Origin of the sequence: Haloferax marisrubri (assembly GCF_001469875.2) — an archaeon.
GTDB lineage: Archaea > Halobacteriota > Halobacteria > Halobacteriales > Haloferacaceae > Haloferax > Haloferax marisrubri.
This window is the reverse complement of the sequence record NZ_LOPW02000010.1, coordinates 459,258-480,696: the sequence shown is the minus strand read 5'-3', so window position 1 is coordinate 480,696 and position 21,439 is coordinate 459,258. Positions and strand designations below refer to the sequence as shown.

At 68.6% G+C, this 21,439-nt stretch carries 21 protein-coding genes; 5 read left to right on the top strand and 16 right to left on the bottom strand.

The genetic code is table 11. From position 1 onward, the window contains the following. Positions 1–14: 14 nt before the first annotated feature. On the top strand, positions 15–1,946 hold the full coding sequence (locus tag AUR65_RS09435; protein ID WP_058566574.1) for an aldehyde ferredoxin oxidoreductase family protein: 1,932 nt from the start codon (positions 15–17) through the stop codon (positions 1,944–1,946). A 58-nt stretch (positions 1,947–2,004) separates the two neighbouring features. Here the strand turns inward: AUR65_RS09435 and AUR65_RS09430 are convergent, their stop codons facing one another. The 12 genes from AUR65_RS09430 to AUR65_RS09375 form a co-directional block, all read right to left on the bottom strand. Beyond that, positions 2,005–2,631 carry a hypothetical protein gene (locus AUR65_RS09430; RefSeq protein ID WP_058566573.1) on the bottom strand — a complete coding sequence of 209 codons (627 nt, stop codon included), beginning with the start codon at positions 2,629–2,631 and terminating at the stop codon, positions 2,005–2,007. A 51-nt stretch (positions 2,632–2,682) separates the two neighbouring features. Further along, positions 2,683–3,366 (bottom strand): hypothetical protein, encoded by a 684-nt coding sequence (locus tag AUR65_RS09425; RefSeq protein WP_058566572.1) that lies wholly within the window; start codon positions 3,364–3,366, stop codon positions 2,683–2,685. Positions 3,367–3,440: 74 nt separating this feature from the next. Next, positions 3,441–3,779: an AzlD domain-containing protein gene (locus tag AUR65_RS09420; protein WP_058566571.1), complete on the bottom strand. Its 339-nt coding sequence runs from the start codon at positions 3,777–3,779 to the stop codon at positions 3,441–3,443. After that, positions 3,780–4,475: an AzlC family ABC transporter permease gene (locus tag AUR65_RS09415; RefSeq protein ID WP_058566570.1), complete on the bottom strand. Its 696-nt coding sequence runs from the start codon at positions 4,473–4,475 to the stop codon at positions 3,780–3,782. A 67-nt stretch (positions 4,476–4,542) separates the two neighbouring features. Beyond that, a complete protein-coding gene (locus tag AUR65_RS09410) occupies positions 4,543–4,983 on the bottom strand; it encodes a hypothetical protein (protein ID WP_058566569.1) in 441 nt (146 codons plus the stop codon). Beyond that, positions 4,980–5,237, bottom strand: a complete 258-nt coding sequence (locus AUR65_RS09405; RefSeq protein WP_004042070.1) for a hypothetical protein — start codon at positions 5,235–5,237, stop codon at positions 4,980–4,982. Before AUR65_RS09405 ends, AUR65_RS09410 begins: the two co-directional genes overlap by 4 nt. Before the next feature lies 1 nt (position 5,238). Next, positions 5,239–5,517, bottom strand: a complete 279-nt coding sequence (gene samp3 / locus AUR65_RS09400; RefSeq protein WP_058566568.1) for a ubiquitin-like modifier protein SAMP3 — start codon at positions 5,515–5,517, stop codon at positions 5,239–5,241. A gap of 276 nt (positions 5,518–5,793) precedes the next feature. Further along, the gene (locus AUR65_RS09395; RefSeq protein WP_269844094.1) at positions 5,794–6,096 is read right to left on the bottom strand and encodes a HalOD1 output domain-containing protein; all 303 of its coding nucleotides are present in this window, start codon (positions 6,094–6,096) and stop codon (positions 5,794–5,796) included. Positions 6,097–6,378: 282 nt separating this feature from the next. After that, entirely contained in the window at positions 6,379–8,337 is a 1,959-nt protein-coding gene (locus AUR65_RS09390; protein WP_058566566.1) for an archaea-specific SMC-related protein, read from the bottom strand. A 34-nt stretch (positions 8,338–8,371) separates the two neighbouring features. Further along, positions 8,372–9,019 (bottom strand): rod-determining factor RdfA, encoded by a 648-nt coding sequence (gene rdfA, locus AUR65_RS09385; RefSeq protein ID WP_058566565.1) that lies wholly within the window; start codon positions 9,017–9,019, stop codon positions 8,372–8,374. Between the two features lie 191 nt (positions 9,020–9,210). Continuing rightward, complete coding sequence (locus AUR65_RS09380; RefSeq protein ID WP_058566564.1) at positions 9,211–10,218, bottom strand: DUF1616 domain-containing protein; 1,008 nt, start codon at positions 10,216–10,218, stop codon at positions 9,211–9,213. Positions 10,219–10,281: 63 nt separating this feature from the next. Beyond that, positions 10,282–12,465, bottom strand: coding sequence for a DUF4129 domain-containing protein (locus AUR65_RS09375; protein ID WP_058566563.1), 2,184 nt, complete (start codon positions 12,463–12,465; stop codon positions 10,282–10,284). Positions 12,466–12,724: 259 nt separating this feature from the next. On the opposite strand from AUR65_RS09375, the gene AUR65_RS09370 reads away from it, so the two are divergent. From AUR65_RS09370 to AUR65_RS09360, 3 genes are read left to right on the top strand one after another with little or no spacing between them, the layout of a single operon-like run. Continuing rightward, positions 12,725–14,164: a DUF58 domain-containing protein gene (locus tag AUR65_RS09370; protein WP_058566562.1), complete on the top strand. Its 1,440-nt coding sequence runs from the start codon at positions 12,725–12,727 to the stop codon at positions 14,162–14,164. Between the two features lie 18 nt (positions 14,165–14,182). Continuing rightward, positions 14,183–14,677 (top strand): hypothetical protein, encoded by a 495-nt coding sequence (locus tag AUR65_RS09365; RefSeq protein ID WP_058566643.1) that lies wholly within the window; start codon positions 14,183–14,185, stop codon positions 14,675–14,677. Further along, positions 14,674–15,708: a hypothetical protein gene (locus AUR65_RS09360; RefSeq protein ID WP_058566561.1), complete on the top strand. Its 1,035-nt coding sequence runs from the start codon at positions 14,674–14,676 to the stop codon at positions 15,706–15,708. Before AUR65_RS09365 ends, AUR65_RS09360 begins: the two co-directional genes overlap by 4 nt. A gap of 10 nt (positions 15,709–15,718) precedes the next feature. On the opposite strand, the gene AUR65_RS09355 is transcribed toward AUR65_RS09360, so the two are convergent. From AUR65_RS09355 to AUR65_RS09340, 4 genes are all read right to left on the bottom strand, one after another. After that, positions 15,719–16,708 carry an AAA family ATPase gene (locus AUR65_RS09355; protein ID WP_058566560.1) on the bottom strand — a complete coding sequence of 330 codons (990 nt, stop codon included), beginning with the start codon at positions 16,706–16,708 and terminating at the stop codon, positions 15,719–15,721. 95 nt (positions 16,709–16,803) lie between these two features. Beyond that, the gene (locus AUR65_RS09350; RefSeq protein ID WP_058566559.1) at positions 16,804–17,709 is read right to left on the bottom strand and encodes a DUF4350 domain-containing protein; all 906 of its coding nucleotides are present in this window, start codon (positions 17,707–17,709) and stop codon (positions 16,804–16,806) included. Beyond that, positions 17,710–17,985: a hypothetical protein gene (locus AUR65_RS09345; RefSeq protein WP_058566558.1), complete on the bottom strand. Its 276-nt coding sequence runs from the start codon at positions 17,983–17,985 to the stop codon at positions 17,710–17,712. It lies immediately after the preceding gene. A 121-nt stretch (positions 17,986–18,106) separates the two neighbouring features. Beyond that, positions 18,107–18,958 carry a hypothetical protein gene (locus tag AUR65_RS09340; RefSeq protein ID WP_058566557.1) on the bottom strand — a complete coding sequence of 284 codons (852 nt, stop codon included), beginning with the start codon at positions 18,956–18,958 and terminating at the stop codon, positions 18,107–18,109. Positions 18,959–19,200: 242 nt separating this feature from the next. Here AUR65_RS09340 and AUR65_RS09335 point away from each other — a divergent pair, with 242 nt between their 5' ends. Beyond that, complete coding sequence (locus AUR65_RS09335) at positions 19,201–21,435, top strand: S8 family serine peptidase (RefSeq protein WP_058566556.1); 2,235 nt, start codon at positions 19,201–19,203, stop codon at positions 21,433–21,435. Positions 21,436–21,439: the final 4 nt, after the last annotated feature.

Below are 21,439 nucleotides of genomic sequence, written 5' to 3'. Positions count from 1 at the left end.
CAACGAGGATTACAATGACTGAACTCGGTGGTTATCACGACAAGGTCGCTCGGGTGGACTTGTCGTCCGGCGACATCGCGTACGAGGGAATCGACGAGGAAGACGCACGAAAGTACATCGGGGCCCGCGGCCTCGGCGTGAAGTACGTCTTCGACCAGGGACCGGACGTGGACCCGCTTGGACCGGACAACCTCCTCGCGTTCATGACCGGCCCGCTCACCGGCACGCAGACCGTGATGAGCGGTCGCATCGCGGTCGTGACGAAATCCCCGCTCACGGGGACCGTCACCGACTCGCACCACGGCGGCTGGAGCGGCGCGCGACTCAAGTGGTCCGGCTTCGACGGCCTGCTGTTCACGGGCAAGTCCGAACACCCGGTCTACGCGGTCGTCGAAGACGGCGAACTGACGCTCCACGACGCGGAGCACATCTGGGGCTGGGGCGTCCACGACACAATCGAGGAGCTCGAAGGCGAGGTCGAAGGGAGCCTCGGCAAGAACCTCTCGATAATGGCTATCGGCCCCGGCGGCGAGAACGAGGTCAAGTACGGCTGTATCGTCAACGAGGACGACCGCGCGTCCGGCCGCGGCGGCACGGGCGCGGTCATGGGCTCGAAGAACCTCAAGGCAATCGTCGTGAAGTCCGGCACGCGGATGCCGAAGCCGGCCGACGCCGACACGTTCAAGCAGGGCTACCAGCAGGCGATGCAACTCATCCGCGAGTCCGAGGTCACCGCGCCTAACGAGGGCGGCCTATCGCTGTACGGGACGAACGTCCTGATGAACGCGGGCGAGGAACTCGACGGTCTCCCGACGAAAAACGGGAAGTACACCTCGACCGCGGCGATGCGAGACGCCGAGGGCGCGGACATCGACTCCGAGCGCGTCTCCGGCGAGAACGTCCGCGAGAACATCCTCGTCGACGAGCCGACGTGTCACTCCTGCCCGGTCGCCTGTAAGAAGGAAGTCGAGGTGTCGGTGATGCACAAAGGCGAGGAGATGAACGTCCGCGGCGAGTCCTACGAGTACGAGTCCGCGTACGCGCTGGGCCCGAACTCCGGGCACACCGAGCGCGACGAAATCGCCGTCATGATCGACCGCTGTAACGACATGGGGGTCGACACCATCGAGGTGGGCAACATGATGGCGATGGCGATGGAGATGTCCGAACAGGGCAAGCTCGACGGGCTGAGCGAACAGCTCAACTGGGGCGACACCGAGCGCATGATCGACCTCATCACGGAAATCGCGAACCGCGAGGGCGACCTCGCAGACGCCCTCGCCGAGGGCGCAAACGGCCTCGCCGAGCGCTTCGACGCCCACGACAACTCGCTGGCCGTCAAGGGTCAGACCATCCCGGCGTACGACCCGCGCTGCATGAAGGGCATGGGCATCGGCTACGCCACCTCGAACCGCGGTGCGTGCCACCTCCGTGGCTACACGCCGTCCGCCGAGATTCTCGGCATCCCGGAGAAACACGACCCCCACGAGTGGCGCGGGAAGGGCGAACTCGTGGCGCTGTTCCAGGACATGCACGCCATCTCGGACTCGTTCGACATCTGCAAGTTCAACGCGTTCGCGGAGGGCATCGAGGAGTACGTCCTGCAGTACAACGGCATGACCGGCCGCGACGTGACCGAAGAGGAACTGCTCGAAACCGGCGACCGCATCTACACGTTAGAGCGGTACTACAACAACCTCGCCGGCTTCGACGGCTCCGACGACTCGCTGCCGGGCCGCTTCGTCGAAGGCGACGAGGCGATTCCGGGACAGGGCGCGTCCGAGGGTCAGCTGTGCGAACTCGACGAGATGAAAGAGGAGTACTACGCCCGCCGCCAGTGGGTCGACGGCGTCGTCCCCGACGAGCGTCTCGACGAACTCGGCATCGACATCGGCCCGGGAACGGGCGTCTCCCGCGGCGACTCGCCGGCACCCGCCGACGACTGAGCCGACGGCCGGACCGACCACCCGGCCCCGACCCTGTCGCGGCCGATACCCACCCGAATCACGCTTTTTCCGACCGATTGCGAACCGCAGTGGCGACGAGTCTCCCGACGAGCGCCGCGGCGGCGACGACGCCGAGTCCGATGAACGCCGTCGGAGAGACGAGCGGGAAGTCGAAGACCGGCCCGACGAGGTGGAACGCGGCACCGACGACCGCCGCGGCGACGGCGAGCCGAACCGGACCTCCTCCGCGGTACGTTCGCGTCCCGACGCGTCCGAGCGCGAGGCCGTAGGCGACGAACGGGAGTTCGTACAGCCAGTAAATCACCGGGAAGCCGCCGGCGGCGAAGGTGTAGAGCCGGTAGTAGTCGCCCTCGTAGACGACGGCGTACAACCCCTGTCCCGGGGCCGTGTAGTCGCTGTAGAAAAAGCGGTCCGGCCAGTCCTCGTCGCCGTAGACGATGTGGGAGCCGTCTGGCGACACGATGGCCTGCCGAACCGCGTCCTGTGCGTCGGCGTCGAGTTCGTCGTACCGAAGCACGGGCGTCTCGTTTCGGACCTGCGACGCGTCGATTTCCGACGCGGAGAACGACACCTGCTCCGACCAGTCGGCCATCGTCACCGGCGCGCCAGCGAGCGAGAGAGCGACGAGGAGCGCGAAGACCGATGCGACGAGTCGCCGGGACATAGGCGTTCCACGTTGTCAGGTCGGTGAATATCTTCTGGGGGCCAACACCGACTATCGGAACGGGGAGAACGACGCCACCGCCCCGCCGAGGCCGCCGAAGACGACGCCGAACACCAGTCCGGAGAACGCCCCCCAAATCGGGAGGCCGACCGAATCGCCGTCGAGGTCGGTCGGGTGGAATCCCGTCGAACCGATGCGGACGAACCCCTCCGCGTTCGGGGGCACGTCGCCGAGGCCGACGCGGGCGACGACCGCGGCGACGGCGACTGCGGCGGCGAAGCCGAAGGCGACAGACGACCCGGTGGCGAACCCCTCGGCGGGGCGTCGAGACCACGCCGTGAGGCGCGCTGTGACGACGCCGGCGAGAAAGAGGCAGGCGGGCGGGAGCGCGCCCAGCCAGTACCACGGGTCGGCGGGTCCGTCGAGTCCATCGACGAGGTTGCGGAGGACGACCGCGCGACCGGGACCGGTCGTCTCGACGAGTCGGACGGGCAGGCCCATCGCGCCGCCGAACGTCCAGACGGGGACGAACGCGGACGGGACGGGCTTGCCGGCGGTCATCTCGGTCGCGGCGTCGAGCGTGGAAAACGAGCCGTCGGTGGCGAGGGCGAGCCAGCCGGCGACCGCGAGCGTGCCGACGACGAACGCGGCGACGCCGGCGGCGAACCCGGTCGGGAAAAGGGCGCGAGCCTCGTCGCGGGGGAGCGAGTAGAGGCGCGGAGGTGGGGAGGGCATACGTGCGGTCGTGGTCGTCCGCGAGACGAGTATCTTGGGGGAGGCGACGGTTAACGAACGGGGCTGACGGTGGCTCAGACGACGAACCGGAGAACCCAGAGCGCGCCCATGCCGACGAGGATGGTGGCGAGCACGCGTTCGGTGTACCACGCGGCGAGCGCGGCCAACGCGCCGGCGACGAGTTTCTCGTTGCCGACGGAGACCGCGAGGTCGCCGGATGGGGCGAGGAGCGCCGGGAAGACGAGCGCCGCGAACACCGCCGCGGGGACGTACTCCAGCGCTGACTCGGCCGCCGGCGGCACGTCGTCGATGCGGCCGAACAGGTAGATGAACGACCCGCGGATGGCGAACGTGAGGACGCCCGCGAGGGCGATGACGAGCCAGACGGTCGCCGAGTCGTAGCCAGTCGGCATTCAGGCGTCGCCTCCGAGCGATTCGACCGCGAGACCGGCGAGGACGCCGACGACGGCCGCGACGATGATGTCGAGGTGGAACGGGACGCCCGCGACGACGACGCCGGTGGCGACGAGGCCGCCGACCAGACACGCCGCCCCGGAGGCGCGGTCTTTCAGCGTGGGGACGAGCAGGGCGAGAAAGACGAGCGGCGCGGCGAAGTCGAAGCCCAACTCCGGCGGGAGCCCGGAGCCGAGGAGCGCGCCGGCGACGGTCGTCACCTGCCAGACGAGCCACAGCGACGCGCCCGCACCGACGTAGTACGCGAAGCGGTCGGTCTCGCCGTCGCGGCCGTAGCGGGCGATAGAGACCGCGTACGCCTGGTCGGTCAGGAGGTACGACGCGAGCGCCTTCGACCGAGCGGTCAGGTCGCGGAAGTAGGGCGCGATGGACGCCGAGTACATCATCGTCCGGAGGTTGATGACGACCGCCGTGCCGACGACGATTGCCAGCGGCGCGTCCGCGCCGAGGAGTTCTATCATGGCGAGTTGCGACGCGCCGGCGAAGACGAGACTGGAGAAGCCGAGGGCGTGCGCGACCGACAGCCCCTGCTCGACGGCCGCGACGCCGGCGACGAGGCCGAACGGCGCGATGCCGAGTTGGAGCGGCCCCGCGGCCCGGACGCCGTCGAGGAGGTCGGAAGAAACGGTTGGCATCTGTCGGTAGCAGGGCGTCGCCCCCGAAATAGCCGTCTATCGTCGGGCGGTTTGCCGGCTCTTGGGCCTACCGACTGACGACGGCGACCTCGCGGATTTCGAGCGCCGTCTCGAACTCGTCGCGTCGGTCGGCGTCCGAGCCGACGCGCCGGAGATGTTCGGCGTGTGCCCGGCGGACCGCGTCGACCTCGCGGTGCGAGAAGTCGAGGTCGAGGCCCTTCGTGTCCCAGTGGCCCAGCGGGACGAGAAACACCGCCGTCTCGTCGTCCTCGTGGACGCATTCGAACCCCTGTGCGTACTCGCTGGCCCGCCCGTCGAGATACGCCTGCGCCCGGTCGAGCAACAACGGAAGACTGCTGGCGGGGACGCTCGCCTTCGCGGCCGCGAGCATGATGGCCGTGCCGTCGATGGCACCGCCGTGGGGCGCGCCATCGTCACCGTCCGGTGCGAGGCGCTCGCTGAGTCGTTCGCGGCCCGGTCGCCGGTCGCCGTCGGCCCCCACGGTCATCCCCCCGCGCGCATCGCCTTGCGGGCGAACCGCTCGACGAGGTCGTCGAGCGTCTCCTCGTCGCCCTCGAACGCGAGTTGTACTTCGGTGAGTTGGATACTGCTCGTTATCGTGACCTCCTCGGTCTCGATGTCGACGGCCCAGTCGGGGCCGACCACGCGGCCGTCGCCGTCGGCCTCGCCGCCGAGTCCTTCGAGGTACTGAATCGCGAGGCGGGGCGAGATACCGCGGAACGCTCGCTGTCGGCGCGCCACGTCAGCCCCCCGCGACCGGTGGGAAGACGCTCACGGCGTCCCCGTCGTCGAGCGCCGTGGCCATCCCGTCGAGGTGGACCACCTCGCGCCCGTTTTTCAACACGTTCACGTGCGGCTTGACCTCGCCGTCTTCGATGAGTCGGCCGGCGAGGCCGTCGTACTCCGCTTCCAGCGACTCGAGGACGTCCCCGACGGTCGCGTCGTCGTCGACTCGCCAGTAGATGGACTTCTGGCCCACCACCTCCCGAAACGTCGCGAAGAAGCGCAATTCGAGTTCCATACCCCTTGTCGGCGTCCACGAGACAAAAAGGTACGTCGCGGGCGGCCACAGCGGACGGTCGACCGGACTTATCGGACCCAATAATCCAAATAAACTGCAAGATTATCGCCTGAAAGATCTCAACCAATTAAGTAGAAAGAGCGTCGAAACGTCTCGTTCGAACGGACGTTCCAAACGGCTTCGATACCGGTCCGCGCGGGCCGGAAAAGTGCGGTCGGTGCGGGCCGTTCGACGACAGTCGAATCATCCCCAAGTAGTGCCGAACGGCTCGGTCGATTACTGTCCCGCGTCGCGGACTTCGATACGACCGACGGACTCGACGGTGACGACGAATCCGGCGTAGTCGAATTCGAGCGATGCACCCGCCACGCGCGGTGCACCGGGCGTGTCGCGGCCGAACAGGGCGTCGAGGGCGTCAGTATCTACGTGCTCTGTGAGCGGCGGGAGCTCCGTCGCATCGCGGTGGGTGTGTTGGTTCACGGCCGCGACAACCGCCTCAGAGACTGGCTCGGTACGCTCGCAGTCGTACCAAACCCGTGTCGGTTCGAACTCGTCTCGGAACTGCGTGTCTGATGTGATGATGGTTTCGTCCCCCCAGTATCGTCCGTGCGATACGTCGTTTCGATGTGTTATATTTCTTGCGTACTAACGGTATGTCTCCCTGATAGTGATACAATACTGCAATACTCGCTTCGGGAGATGGCCCGAAAAAAGACTCGAAAGGGGCGAATCATCGGACGATTCGGGTCGGATGTCGGCCGGACCCGGTGCTGCCACGGCACCGCGAGCGTGTCCAGTCGGACGGAACCCGACTGAGAGCAACGAAGACGAAAAGAGACCGCCGGAAATCGCGCGGGTCGGTCAGGCGGCGGGCGTCACGTCGGGGCCCCACGTGACGCGCCGGTACGACGCGTCGAGGGCCTCCGCGTCCTCCGGGAGGAGGGCCGCGACGAGGAACGTCGGGTACTGCTCGAAGTGGTCGACGAGCGCGGCGATGCGCTCGGCGTCGATGGCCTCGACCGAGTCGAGGAGCATGAACGGGACCTCCTCGTACACCTCGTGGACGAGATAGCCCGCGAGGGCGAACACGAGGCCGACGACCTCGCGCTCGCTCTCGCTGAGGTGGTCGATGGAGTCCTCGTACACCGCGCCGGAGTCGGACGCGCGGACGATGTGGAGTTCGAACTGGGTCTTTTCGACCTTGCGACGCCCCTCGCGGACCCGGCGTTCGACCTGCTCCAGCCAGACGCGCTCGATGTTGTCGTAGGCGAGGAGGTCGAGGACCGTCTCCATCTCCTCGTTGAACGCCTCGACCGCCGCCGTGGTCAGCGACCGAATCCGGGTTCGCGCAGATTCGAGTTCCACGTTCACCTGCTCGCGCTCGAGTTCGAGTTCCTCGCGCTCGTCGAACCGGTCGTCGAGGGCGTCGAGGTCGTCGTGGACGGACGCGAGGTTGTCACGCGTCCGGTCGAGCGTGAACTCGACCTCGTTGAGTTCCGTGTGGAGTTCGATGAGGTCGCCTTCGGCCTGCCCGCGGAGGTCCGACGCGTCGGCTTCGAGCGACTCGACCCGCTCGGCGAGTTCCTCGCGCTGGTCGGTCAGCGACTCGATTTGCCCGGTCCGGCGGTCGAGTTCGTCTTCGAGGCGCTGGAGCTTATCGCGGAGCTTCCGGCGGTCGCGCTGGGCCTGTTCCGCCGCCCGCATCGAGCGTTCGAGTTCGTCGAGTTCGCGGCGGAGTTCGGCGCGTTCCTCGCGCTGTTCGTCTCTGACCTCGCGGAGGCGGTCGGTCGTCCCCCGAATCTGGTCGCGGTCGACCTCGGTGCCGCAGGTCCAGCAGGTGATGGTCTCCGAGGAGACGAGCTGGTCCGTCACCGAACCGTCGCCGACCGCGCCCAGCGAGTCCTCGACGAGGTCGGCCTTGCCTTCGAGCACGTCCTCCGTGTACTGGACGATGGTCTGAAGCTCCGAAATCGTCGAGTTGAGCGACTCGATGCGCGACCGAATCGACTCGATGCGGTCGTTCGCCTCGCCGCGGTCGACCTCCTCGGTCTCGAACGAATCGAGTTCCGACTGGAGTTCGGAGCGCTCCTCGCGGAGCGATTCGACGCTCTCGCGCTCGCTTTGGAGGCGGAAGCGGACGGTTTCGAGGTCCGACCGCGCCGACTGCAGGTCCGACAGCACCTCGTCTAACGCGGCTTGGTTCTCGCGTTGGGCCTCGACCGTCCGGTCTTCGGCCTCGATTTCGGCTTCGAGGTCGTCGCGCTCGGCCTCGAGGTCCTCGATTTCGGCTTCGAGGTCGTCGCGCTTCGATTCGAGCGACCGGCGGTCGGCCTCCAGCGAGTCGAGCGAGTCGAGTCGCTGTTCGACTTTCTTGCGTCGGTTCTGCAGGCGCTCGATTTCGGCCTCGATGGCGTCGGTGTCGACCGGGGCCATGATGACGTCGTGGAGGTCGCGCTCCGCGACGACCGCCCGCCGCGCCTCGTTCGACCCGAGGAGGAACGCGAAGCGGTCCGCGGTCGTCGTGTCTTGGAGATACGGCGTGCCGTCGGTCGCGACCGCCCCGTTCTCGCGAGAGAGGATGCGGGTGTACGTTCGTCCGTCGAGTTCGAGTTCGACCGACCCCTCGTCGGCGTCGCCTTTGAGACTGACCGCGTCGCTTCCGCACGCGCCCATGAGCGCCCGCAGGAAGGAGGTTCGGTTCGTCGCGTTACGGCCGGTGAGAACGGTCACGCCGGGTTCGAGCCTGACGGTCCGCTCGTCGATGCCGCCGATGTTTCGTATGTGTACCGTCGCCGTCTGAAGTGCCTCTGAATCGTTCATGTGTCAGATGTGGATTGTTGGTGTGCCCGAATCGCTACTCGTCCCCGCCCTGTTCGCAGTCGCAGTGCCCGGAGGAGAGGAGTGTCGTCGGGGTCATTCGCGTGTCGCAGTCTGTGCAGGTGACGCGGATATCGACTTCGACCTCATACGTGCCGATGAAGACCGCTTCGGCCTTTACTAAACGGTCGATAACATCGATAGTCACCGTCCGAAGCCGGGACCGGAGCTTTCGAATCGTCGCCAGTCCCGACTCGGTGGCGCTCTCTCCGTCGTCGCTCGCGTCTTCGCGCTCGACGTTTCGGTGTCGCTTGAGGTAGTTATACACCGACTGGTAGGAGATGATGTCCGCCTCTAACTGCTCGACGTCGACGCCGCGTTCGCGAAGCGTGTTCCGCGCGTCGGTGCGACTCCCCGCAGTCACGTCGTCGCTGGTCAGGAGGCGGTAGAAGTTCTCCGCCTCCCCGTCGAGGACGTGCGCGCCGGCTTCGTCCAGCGCGGCCCGAATGAGTCGCTCGTTCACGTCGCCTTCGAGTTCGCGGAGGCTCCGTCGTTCTCGACCATCGCCGAGCCACGCGTCGACGAGGTCGTCACCGAGGCCGTCGAGACCGTACCGGTCCGCGATGCGTTCTATCTTCGGACCTCGGCCGCCGCGGCGGGAAACCGTACTTCCAGAGTCTCGCATTGTGACCTCGCTACCCCCACCTTAGCGTGCAGTACCCTAAACGTTACTTGTAGATTATCAGAGGTGATAAAACTAGAACACAAACGAGTTACACGACCTACGCCGATGTTCTTACAGATTTCGGAGGGTGACTGAGAGATATCAGTAAATTGGTGGACTCCCCGTTGCCAGACGGCGGTCGGGTTCCGCCGTCATTCTTCACGAACTGTCACCCAGAGGTGGACCTCACGGTACGCGTTGTCGACCGTCGGCGAGGCCGGCGGCGCGCCCTCGTAGAGGAGATACGTCAGTCGCAGACGCTCGCCCGTCATCGTCGGCCGGACCTCGTGCGGTTCGTGCCACGTCTCGTTGTGTTCGAGCCGGGGCGTGAACGTCCGGAGTCGCTCCGACTCCAACACGGTCGTCGAGTTGTTCGACACCTCGACGCGCTGGAGCACGGTGACGACGGTGTAGTTCACCGTCCGGTGTTCCTGGTTGCCGACGCCGAGGACGAGCGACGCGGGCTCGCCGCGGACGAGTTCCTCGGGGTAGTTGTCGGCGGTGAGTTCGTCGTTTCCGTCCTCGGTCAGGAGGTACAGTTCGGTGAACGACTCGCCGTCTTTCGGCACCGCCACCGCGTAGCCGACGCTGGCGGTCGCGAGGACCACGCTCACCACGAGGACGACGTTCAGCATCGCGTCGGTCCCCGACGCCGGGTTGAACAGTTCGTCGCGCGCGGCGGCGAACCAGCGTTGGTAGGGGACTTCCAGTCGCTCTTCTTCGGGGAGCGCCGACCGGCGGGCCGCCGCGAACGCCGTGGCGACGAGCGTGAAGCCGCTCACGGCGACGAGGATGGGCACGAGTCGAATCCCCCACGGCGTGAAGTTGAGAACGAGTCCGAGCAGGGGGACGACCGCGATGCTCGTCCCGAACGAGAGCGCGACCCGCTCGATACCGTCGATACCGCCCATCCGGTCGTGGTCCTCGGGGGCGTCTATCGGCGGACCGCGCTCGGGAAACAGCGCCGCGATGAGGGCGTAGCCGGGGATGAAAAGCACGAACGGCAGGCCGACGACGACTCGGAGCGGCGTCCCCTCCAGCCCGGGCGTGAGCGTCGCGACGAGCGTGAGCACGACTCCCGCGACGACGACCGCGAGGTCGGCCGGGAGCGTGCGGAGCGGCTCGGGGAGGAACAACCGCCAGTCTTGGCGCTGCGACATCTACCCGAAGTGGGAAACACGAGCACAAAAATCATTTGTCAGCCGTCGGGGCCCGCGGCCGCGCTACTCGACCGGGCCGACCGGCTCCGACGCGTCCGCGCCGTCACCCGACTCGGGCGATTCCAGCGCGTCGGAGTCTGCCGGGTCGGTGAGCGAGCGGGCCGTCTCGACCAGTTCGGCCGCGTCCGCGTCGCTCACCGAGAGGCCGCTGTAGGCCGCCCGCTCGTAGCCCGCGGTGAGCGATTCGAGCGCGTCGGCGGGCGCGACGCCGGCGTCGATACACCGGTCGCAGAACTCCCAGTGGGTCGCGGCGTCGTCGACGTCTGCGGCGGCCGAAAGCGCCCGGCGGACGCCCGCGTAGGCGACGACCACCGCGTCGTTCGGCCGGCCCGCATCGAGCGCGTCGGCCGCCGAATCCAGCGCCGACGCTCCGGTCGCCGACGGTTCCGGCGCGGTCGAGTCGTCGGAGCCCGAGGCGGCGGACTCGTCGGCTGTCGGCGTCGCCGCGGACTCGCCAGCGCCGTTCCGCCGGAGGAGCACGGCGGCGGCAAGGCCGACAACTGCGGTCCCAGCGACGACCCACGCGAGGTCGAGCGGGTCGACCGGGAGCCCACCGGCCGCGCCGTTTCCGGCCCCGGCCCCGGTGGCACCGTTCGAGAGCTGGATGCTCGCCGTCGCGTCGGACGATTCGAGGTTCGTCCCCTCGCCGTCGAACGCGGCCGAGACGGTCGCGTTCTCGGCGGCCACGCCGCTCGGAAGGTCGATAGTCGTCCGGTACGCGCCCGACTCGCCGGTCGTCGCCGACGCGACCTCGCGCCCGCCGACGCTGACGGCGACCGACTGCCCGCGCACGGCCTCGCCCTCGTCGGTTTCGAGACGACCTTCGACGACGACCGTTTGGGCGGTCGTCTCGCGGGCGCGTACGTCGAGCGCCGTCTCCTCGGTTTCGAGCGGGACCGACACCGTCGTCGGGGCGAACGTGACCGCCCTGCCGTCGCCGTCGGGCGCGACGCGAATCGACGCCGCCCCCGTCGCGCTCGCCGGAACGGTCGCCGAGACGGCCGACGCGCCGCTCGCGTTCGTCGCCGACGCGGTCGCCGACGACCCGGCGAAGCTCGCGGCGACCGGGTAGTTCGACACCGGCGTCCCGTTCACGCTGACCGTCGCGCGAACCGAGACGGCGTCGGCGTAGCCGTAGGCCGGGGCAGGCGGCTCCGACAGGCTCGCGGTCGCGTTCACCTGCGAGACGGCGACGGGGACGACCCGCTCCGTCGCCTGATACATCGACGCGTCGTCCGGGAGGTACCGGACCGTGAGCGACGAGGTACTCGTCGGAATCCGCGCCGGCCGGTAGGTCAGTTCGAACGAGCCGTCGGGGGCGACCGCGGTCTGGACCGTCTGCCCGCCGACCGCGAAGCGAGCGGTCGCCGTCTCGACCGGCGTGCCGTTGTCGGCGACGAGCGACCCCGAGAGGACGAGCGGGTCGGTAAAGGAGATGTTCCGGTCGTAGTCGGCGACGGTGAGGTTGGTGGCGACGAACTCGCGGGAGACGATTTCGTCGCGCTGTTCGGAGACGTTCGCCTGTACGTCCGCGATTTGGGCGCTACTCTCCGTCAGGTCGCCGTCGGTCCGGTTCGAGATGACGTCGAACGCTTCCAACAGCCGGTCTGACTGCGTCTCGCCGTCCTCGGCGAGTCGCGTCAGTTCGCGGGCGAGTTCGCGGGCGCGTTCGTCGTTGCCGGCCCGCCTCGCCGCCTCGTACTCGCGGCGCGTCTCGCGGAACTCGCTGACGGTGTCGACGTACTCCCGCTGCGTCTCGCCGACTGACTGGTACTCCTCGCTCGCGCCGTCGCCGCCGGTCTCGCCTTCGACGTCGACGTACTTGCCGAGGGAGTCGTCGTAGTCGTCGCCGAGCGCCGCCTTCGCGGCCGCGTACTCGCCCTGGCTGAGTCGCAGGGTGCTCGCGCCGATGTCCCCGTTGAGCTCGCCCGAGAGGTACGAAAGCAGGCGGTCGAGTTCGTTCTCGTCGTCGACCTCGTCGGGGTTCTCGTGGATGACGCCGGTGCTGTTGTTCGTCGCGTTCGCGGTCTGCTGTCGCGGACCCGCGGCGGGCCCGAGCACCGACGCTCGGTCGGCCGACCCGAGCGACGCCGAACCGTCCGCGTTCGGGGCGGGCGCGTCGCCGACCGCCCCCGCAGAGACCGCCGCTACTGGTGCTGTCGCGACGAGACAGGCGACGACCAACATCGTCCAGAGCAACCGCACCCGGCGGCCCGATTCACCACGCACTACTCGTAGCCAGACGGGGGGACCTAATGGGTTTTGGCATTCGGCCGACTCTCCGCGGGGCCGGACGCCGCGCAACCCGTAGACTGCACCGAGTTAACGGCGGGTTTAACGCCCGATTGACGTGCCGAGTGTGCCGCGGTTCGACGGGGACCGCGCGGCCGAGCGTCGCGCGCGCCAACACAAACATTCAACTTGGGCGGCACGAATCGAATCCACGATGCTTCCGACCCGCCGATGGGCCGCGCTCGCAGGCGTCGCCTGCTTCCTCACCGTCTACGCGGTCGTCCTCGACGAGCCGACGCCGCTTTTGGCCGCCTGCGGCCTCGCCGCGTGGCTCGTCGTCGCGCAGGTCGACGCCGTCGGGACGATGCGCGCGGTCGACCGCGACCTCTCGGCGTCCGTCTCTATCGAGCCCACGTCGGTGTTCGTCGGCGACCGCGCCGCGGTGACGCTGACGGCGTCGCTGTCCGAGGCCGTCGACGCGCCCGTCGAGGTCGAACTCGTCGCGCCGCCGAGCGTGAACGCGCCGGAGCGGGCGCGCCGGACGGTCGCGTTCGACCCCGGCGAGACCACCGGGTCGGTCACGTGCAGTATCGAGTTCCCCGTCGCCGGGCGAATCGCGTTCGACGAGGTCGCCGCCGATATCGAGGGACGCGCGGGCTTTTTCACCGAGACGGTGACGCTCGACGTCGACGCCCGCTGTCTGGTCGAACCGCCGGCACCCGACGGCATCCACGTCGGTCGCGGCGGCGAACTGGTCGGCACGACGTTCGGCGACCACTCCAGCGACCAGACCGGACCGGGACTTGTCCCCCACGAGACGCGGCAGTACCTCCCCGGCGACACGCTGTCGCAGATCGACTGGAAGACCACCGCGCGGATGAACCACCCGTACATCCGCGAGTTCGAATCCGAGTCGGACTACCTGCTGTCGCTCGTGGTCGACTGCGGGTCGCACATGAACCGCGGCCCGACCGGGCGGACGATGCTGTCGTACGCGCGCGAGGTCGCGCTCGGCCTCGTCGACGCCGCGGAGTCTCACGGCGACCCCGTCTCGGCGCAGTTCGTCGGCGACGCCGCGATGGAGTGGGAGTTCGGCCCCTCCTCGTCGTCGAACGCCTACCAGACGATTCGGCGGCGACTGCTCTCGATAGAGCCGACCGCCAGCCCGCGCCGCCCGGTCGACGCGTCCCGCCCGGTCGCCCCGGAAGACGCCCGCAAGCGGAGTCGCCTCCTCGGCGACGACGACTCGGCGTTCGCGACGACGCTCCGCCCGTATCTCCGCGACGGCGAGAGCTACGTCTCGCGGGTCAGCGACCGGCCGCTTTTCGACGCGGTGAAGTCCGCGTGCTCGCGGTCGGACAGAGAGGACCACCTCGTGCTCGTCACCGACGACTCGGCGAAGGTCGAGACCTACGAGGCGGTCGTCGTCGCGTCGAAGCGGAGCAGTCAGACGAGCGTCTTCCTCACGCCGACGACGTTCTTCGACGACGCGGCCGACGCCGCCGACGCGGGGGCTGCGGGCGACGCGGCCGGGTTCGTCGCCTTCGAGGAGTTCCGAGCGCGCCTCGAACGACTGCCGAACGTCACCGCCTACGAGGTCGCCCCCAAGAGCGCGATGGAACTGGCGACGACGCGGGCCACCACAGCGGAGTGAACACCGATGGAGACACCTGTGAACCAGAGCGAACGGACGATTCGAACCGTGTTGGACGCGAACGAACTCACCCCGATGGACGCGGCGGGCGTCCTCTGTTTCACCCTCGCGGTGAGCCTGACGAACGGGCTGTGGGGCGTCGCCGCCGGCGTCCTCGTCCTCGCCGCGGCGGCGGCGTCCGACGGCCCTTTCGCGTTCGTCGTCGCGCAACTGACCGCCGTCTCGTTCTTCGCGGACGCGGGCCTCGTCGCGCTCGGGAGCGCGCAACTCGCCGCGTTCCCGCTTCTCGCGGGGGCGGCGTGCGGGTGGCCGCCGGACCGCGCTCTGCTCGTCCGACTGGCGGCGGGATACGCCGTCGCCCTCGGGGTCGCGTGGGCGCTCTGGACGACGCTCCGGTGGGCGTGGCAGGCCGCGCTGGTCGCCGCCGTCCTCGCGGCGCTCGTCGCCTACGGACTCCACCGCTACGAGCGCGTCGCGCTCGGCTTCGTTGACGCGCCGGAGGCGAACCGATGAGCGCGGACGACGGTCGCGACCGGGAGTTGGAGTTAGCCAACGGGGAGGCCCACGCGACCGTGTCGGCCCCCAACGGCGGCGACGGCGACCTCGGGCGAGCCGGAACCGACGAGACGGACGCCGACCGCGCCGAACTCGCCGACCTCCGACGCGAGAACGCCCGCCTCAGACAGCGCTACGAGGCGCTCCGGCGGGGTCGCTACCGACAGACCGCCGTCGCGCTGGCCGCGCTCGGCGTCGCCGGTCTGCTCGGGGGCGCGCTGTTTCCGCCCGTCAGGGAGACGCTCGTCGTCCTCGGCGCTATCGGGCTGTTCGCCGCGGCGGTGACGCGGTATCTCAGCCCCGAGCGGTTCATCCCCGTCGGCGTCGGCTCGTCGGTGTTCGGCGCGCACGCGAGCAACCACGCCGCCGTCGTCGACGAACTCGGCCTGCAGGACGTCGCGGTTTACGTCCCCGACGCCGACCGCGGCGACGTTCGCCTGTTCGTCCCGGAGCACCGCGGCTACGCACTCCCCGACGCCGAGGCGCTCCGCGACACCTTCGTCGTCACCGACGACGACCTGGCCCGCGGCGTCGCGTTCGACCCCAGCGGCGGCGGCCTGTTCGACGAGTTCGAACGGAGCCTCGACGGCCCGCTCGGCGACGACCCCGAGACGCTGGCCCGGCAGGCGACCGACGCCCTCGTGGAACTGTTCGAACTCGCCGAGACCGCGACCGCCGAGACGGACGCCGCGGACGGTCGCCTGACGGTCCGCGTCGAAGACTGCCGGTTCGCCTCGGCCGAGACGTTCGACACGCCCGTGGCGTCGTTCGTCGCCGTGGTCGTCGCCCGCGGCCTCGACGCCCCGGTCGTCACCGAGGTCGCCGCCGGCGAGGAGATGGACTTCGCCGTCACCTGCCGGTGGGACGTCGAAGACGGCGAGGAAGTCGAGTCGTCCGCGGGCGCGGCGTCAGCGGTCGAGCACGAGGCCGACGCAGGTGCGGTCGAGGCCGAAGAAGCAGAAACAGAAACAGAATCCGACGAGCGATAGCCGACCGCCCTCAGTCGTCGTCGCCCGCGACGGACGGCGTCGTCGACTCGTTGAGGTCGACTTCGGGCGTCGGAACGGTGTCGACGACCTCCTCGACGATTTCTCGCGGGTCGCGCCCGCTGATGTCCGCCTCGGTGCCGAGGACGAGACGGTGGGACATGATGATGGGCGCGAGTCGCTTCACGTCGTCGGGAATCACGTAGTCGCGGCCGCGAATCGCCGCGGCGGCCTTGCCGGCCCGAAGGAAGGCGAGCGAGGCGCGGGGCGACGCGCCGAAATCGACCGCGGCGTGCGTCCGCGTCGCGCCGACGAGGTCGAGGATGTAGTCGAACACTTTGTTGTCGACGTGTACGTCCGTGACGACCTGCCGTGCCTTCCCGATGTCGGCGTCGTCGATGACGTTCGAGATGTCCGAGGGCTTGAGCGACGGCGAGCGGTCGAACCGTTCGAGAATCTCCCGCTCGTCGGCCCGCTCCGGGAGGTCGACGACGACCTTGAACTGGAAGCGGTCGCGCTGGGCCTCCGGGAGGTTGAACGTCCCCTCGTACTCGATGGGGTTCTGCGTGGCGATGACCATGAACGGGTAGGGGAGTTTGAGCGTCTCGCCCTCGATGGTCACCTGTCCCTCCTCCATCGCTTCGAGGAGCGCGGACTGTGTCTTCGGCGTCGCCCGGTTTATCTCGTCGGCGAGGACGACGTTCGAGAAAATCGGCCCCCGCTGGAGGTCGAACTCGCCGAGGTTCTCGCGGTAGATGTGGGTGCCCGTGATGTCGGCCGGCAACACGTCGGGCGTCATCTGAATCCGCTGGTAGTCGAGGTTCGCGGCGTGGGCGAACAGGTTGGCAATCGTCGTCTTAGCCACGCCCGGAACCCCTTCGAGGAGGACGTGCCCGTTGGTCAGCAACGCGATGGTGAGCGCCTCTATCGCGTCTTCGTTCCCGACGAGGAGTTGCGACGTCTCGTCCAGGATGGCCTCGTAGACCTCTTCGGGAGCACTCATATGGAACCACTCGGGACGGCGACCACATATAACTGCGGTCTCGGCGTGCCGGCGAAGAGAGTGCGGTGGCGGGAGCGGACGCGCGGACAGTCGCGCTACGAGACCCGGTCGCGGCGGGCGACGAGCGCAATCGCGCCGACGACGAAGCCGCCGAACAGGAGTTGGAGCCCGCCCGAGTCGCGGAGCGCCCGAAGCGCGACCTGGAGCGGCGGACGCTCCTCGGCGTGCGAGAAGTCCAACACGACGGTCGTCCGGTTGGCCGCGAGCGCCGTCGCGAACGCCCGGTTGTCCGGCCGTTCGAGCATCGCGTTGATGAACACGCTCGGGTCGCTCACGACCACCACGTCGCCCGCGCCGAGACGCTCCGTGGTCACGACGGGGTACGACCGGAGCGTCTCGGTGTCGTCCAGTTCGCCATCACCGTCGGCGTCGAGATACGAGAAGTTCGACGAGCGGACGAGGACGGTGCTCCCGTTGGGCGTCACCGTCGCCGGGTGGTTCAGCGTGAGTTGGCTCACGTCGCGGGTCAGGGGGTCCGCGGCGACGCGCGTCGCCACGGGGAGCGCGCCCGACCTGTACTGGTGGCGGTCGTCGCGGAGCGGCGTCTGGTCGAGTCGCGCGGACGCGCCCAGTCGGACGAGCAGGTCGTTGGCGTGCGGCCTGAAGTCGTCGGCGACGACGACGGTCCCGCCGGCGCGGGCGAACGACTCGATGCGGGCGGCCTCGGCGTCGGTGTAGCCCCGCTCGGGCGAGACGACGAACGCGACGGTGCCCGCCGGGTCGACCTCGTCGTACTCGGTGGTGTTGTAGACGACTTCGGTCTCGGCACCCGCGTCCGATGCGACCCCGCGAATACCCGAGCCGCCGTCCCACGCGGCGTTGAACGCGCCGTAGGTGGACGAGGAGGTGCTCGCGCCGACGCCGACGCCGAGGAGCATCGTGACGAGGAGCGCCGCGGCCAACAGGTGCGGATAGCCGACCTCGCGGGAGCCGAGGCGCACTCAGAACACCCCCGGCGGGAGGATGTCGAGGATGCGTCTGACCACGATGTAGCCGAAGGCGACGAGGCCGCCGCCGATGAGCCACAGGAGCCGTCGCCGCCACGCGGGCGTCACCGCGATGGGCGCGGTGAGTTCGACGACGACGAGGAAGCCGATGAGGGACACGACGAAGACCAACTCGTACGAAAGCGAGTCGAGGAGGACCAAGACGAGGGTCGCGCCGAGCATCCAGGCGAGCTGGGCGCGGATGAATCGCTCGCGTCGTGCCGTTGCCATGCACGGTGATGGACGGTGCGGGATAACTAAACTATCGCTTGCGGGAACCGACCCGACGCGAGCGGTGTGGGCGTCGGTGCGGTCGGTGACGAGAGTCGAGAGGCGACTCCGCACTCACCCTTCAATCGGAGCGGGTTCGCACCGAGAAGTACAGACCGGCGACGAGGAGAGAGACCGTAGTGAGAAGTATCGACGGGCCGGGGGCGGCCGTCTCCGTCGGTATCGCTGACGTGGCGGGTTCGGTGGTGGACTCTGCGGGTTCGTCCCGTCCGTCCGTCGTGGCGCTCGCCGTCGATGACGACGACGCGACGGGCGAACTCGTGTCGTTCGCGTCCGCATCAGCGCCGCCCATCGCCGAGACCGTCAACTCGCCGGCGGTCGATTCGGAGTCGGAATCGGAACCGTCGCCGCCGTCCTGCGACGACGAACCCTCACTAGTCGTGCGTTCTACCGCAGTCGTCGTGTTCGAACTCCCCGCACCAACGACGAGACTCCCGTTTTCGACGGCCGTGATTCGATAGCTGACACCGGCTTCGCTCCCGACGTCAGTCACGTCCACCCCGATTGGGGTCGTCCCGTTCGCGCTGCTCTCGACCGTGACGGTCGCGATAGTGACGGACCCCGACTGCGACGTGTCGATGAGCGCCCCGTAGAGGCGAACTTGCGAGCGCCCGTCGCTGTACGTGACCTCGTTCAGCCCGGGGTCGGGCACGAACGACGCGTTAGCGACGGTAGCGACCGACTCGTCGACGCTGACCGTCACGTCGGCCGCGCCGACACCGCCGCCGTCGAGGCCGCGGACGACGAGGTCGTAGGTCGTCGTGGACCCGACTTCGGCGTCTTGGGACGCCGGCGTCACGACGACCGATACGTTGTCCTGCGCTGTCACTCCCCCGGCGGGGGCGACGCCGAGGCCGAGGCTGACGAGCACGAGAAGACCGAGCGGGACGACGAGAGCCAGTCTAGTCGACATTTGGGTTCGGTACCCGACGTGTTACGAGTCGGACTACTTTTCTGTTCCGGGACCGGCGGACGGCGGACCGCAGACCGTCATTCGTCCGCATGAGTATAACGCCAATATGTGTGTTTTACCAAACGGTCTCCCCGTCGGCACGACCGATGGATGTTTTAGGCCAGTAGCCGCGATTGACAGTACCTCTCGAATAAGATGCTCGCCGTCACAGCCGTGCCCTCGCCCAGACGACTCCCGAAGAGATGATTCGAACGCAACGAGGGACGCGGGCCGCCGTCGTCGGCATCGTGTTCTGTCTGCTTCTGAGCGCGACGCTCGCACCGGTCTCCGAAGCGGCGCGCCCGCCCGATGCCGAGTTAGGCGGGTCCGAGCGGGGCGCGGCCACAGCGGCCGCCGCCGACCTCGCGACGACTAACAACACGACTGCGCCCGACGACGAGACGACCAACAACACGACTGCGCCCGACGACGAGACGACCGGGGACGGCGTTCTCTCGGGCGCGGCGGCGTATCAACTGTCGCGCGCGGCGTCGGACGAACTGGTCCCGGTCATCCTCGTCTTCGACGACCCCTCGCGCGAGTCGGCCGACGCGCCCGGCGAGTCTGAGACGACGCGCGCCCGACTCAGAGAGACGACCAACCGAACGCAGTCCGACGTGCGCGAATTCCTCGACGCGCGACGGGAAAGCGGCAACGTCACAGACGTGACGCCGTTCTGGACGCGGAACGCGCTCGCCGTCGAGGCGACGCCCGCGGTCGTGCGAACGCTCGGTGGGATGCCGAACGTCTCCGCGATTCACTACGACCGGCCGATTTACGCGACGGGGTCGGTGTCGCCGAGCGTCGCCGCGTATCTGGACTCGCTGTCCGCGTACGGCGAGACGGTCCGACCGGACAGCGCGCGGGTCGCGGCGAGCGGAACGGAATCGTGGAACCTCGAATCGATTGGTGCCGACGACGTACAGGACCGTGGAATCACCGGCGCGGGCGTGAACGTCAGCGTCATCGACAGCGGCATCGACGACAGCCACCCGGCGCTCCGCGGGCAGGTCGTCCGGTGGAAGGACTTCGTGGGCGACACCTCCCAGCCGTTCGACCCGTGGGGTCACGGCACGCACGTCGCGGGGACGGTCGCCGGGCGGGCAGACGCGAACAAATCGGTCGGCGTCGCACCCGAAGCACGGCTGTTCGGCGCGCGCGCCCTCGACGAGGACGGACAGGGCAGTATGTCGGACGTGATGGCGGCGATGGAGTGGAGCGCCGAGAACCGCGCGGACGTGGTCTCCGCGAGCCTCGGTGCCAGTCCGTTCCCGCTCGAATACCGCGGCGAGCGGGCGGTCCGGCCGAACGGGACCGGAGCGAGCGACATCGAACTCTACGCGAACGGGTCCGGCGTGTACCAAGCCAGCGCGCGGTACGACGGGTTCAAACCGGCGTACGTCTACGTGCTCGTCGAACCGACGCAGGTCGGCGGCGAGCGGATTCAAAGCGACGAGCGACGGGCCGAAGTCATGCGGAACCTCTCGGTGACGCTTCGAGACCCCGCGGGCGAAACCCCGCTCAGGGGCGTCGATGCGGGCTGGTGGTTCGAGGACGGCCGCGTGCCGGAAGCAATCGCGTACCAGAGGTTCACCCCTCGGAACGAGACGGCAATCGAAACCCCCGGGAACTGGTCGCTCGCCGTCGAGAGCGACCACCCCGAGTCGGTGTCGTATCGGTACCGGGCGACGGCGTACTACCCGTCGAACGGGAGCGACCAGTTCTCCCGGTACGTCGACTCGCTCGTGACGACGACGGACACGGTCGCGGTCATCTCGGCCGGCAACGCCGGGTTGCTCGGAAACCGCTCGGTGGCGAGTCCCGGCGCGTCGGAGGGCGCGATTACGGTCGGTGCGGCGCGACAGACGACGTCCGGCGTGACCTCGTTTTCGAGTCACGGCCCGGTCGGGTTCGGAGACGACCGGCGGCCCGGCATCGCCCTCATCGCTCCGGGAGAAAACGTCACGTCGGCGTACTCGACGTCACAGCGCGACGAGGCCGAACCGTACGTCACGCTCGACGGGACGTCGATGGCTGCCCCGCACGTGAGCGGCACGGTCGCGCTCCTCCTCGACGCGAACCCGAACGCGACCCGCGCCGACGTGACGCGGGTTCTCCGGTCAACGGCGCAACCGCTCCCACAGACGGAACCAGCCGTCGGCGCGGGGATGCTCGACACGTGGAGCGCGGTCAACGAAACGGCCGCGCTCCCGCGTACCGTGACGAGCGAAACAGCGCCGCCGACCGACCCCGACGGCGACGGACGCTACGAGGACGTCAACGGAGACGGAAACGTGACACTCGCGGACGCGCAGGCGCTGTTCGCCAACCGCAACGCCGAGGCGGTCGAAGGCACGCCGGAGGCGTTCGACTTCTCCGGAAACGGTCGCGTCAACGTCGTGGACGTACAGGCGCTGTTCGCGGAAATCCGGGCGTAATAGC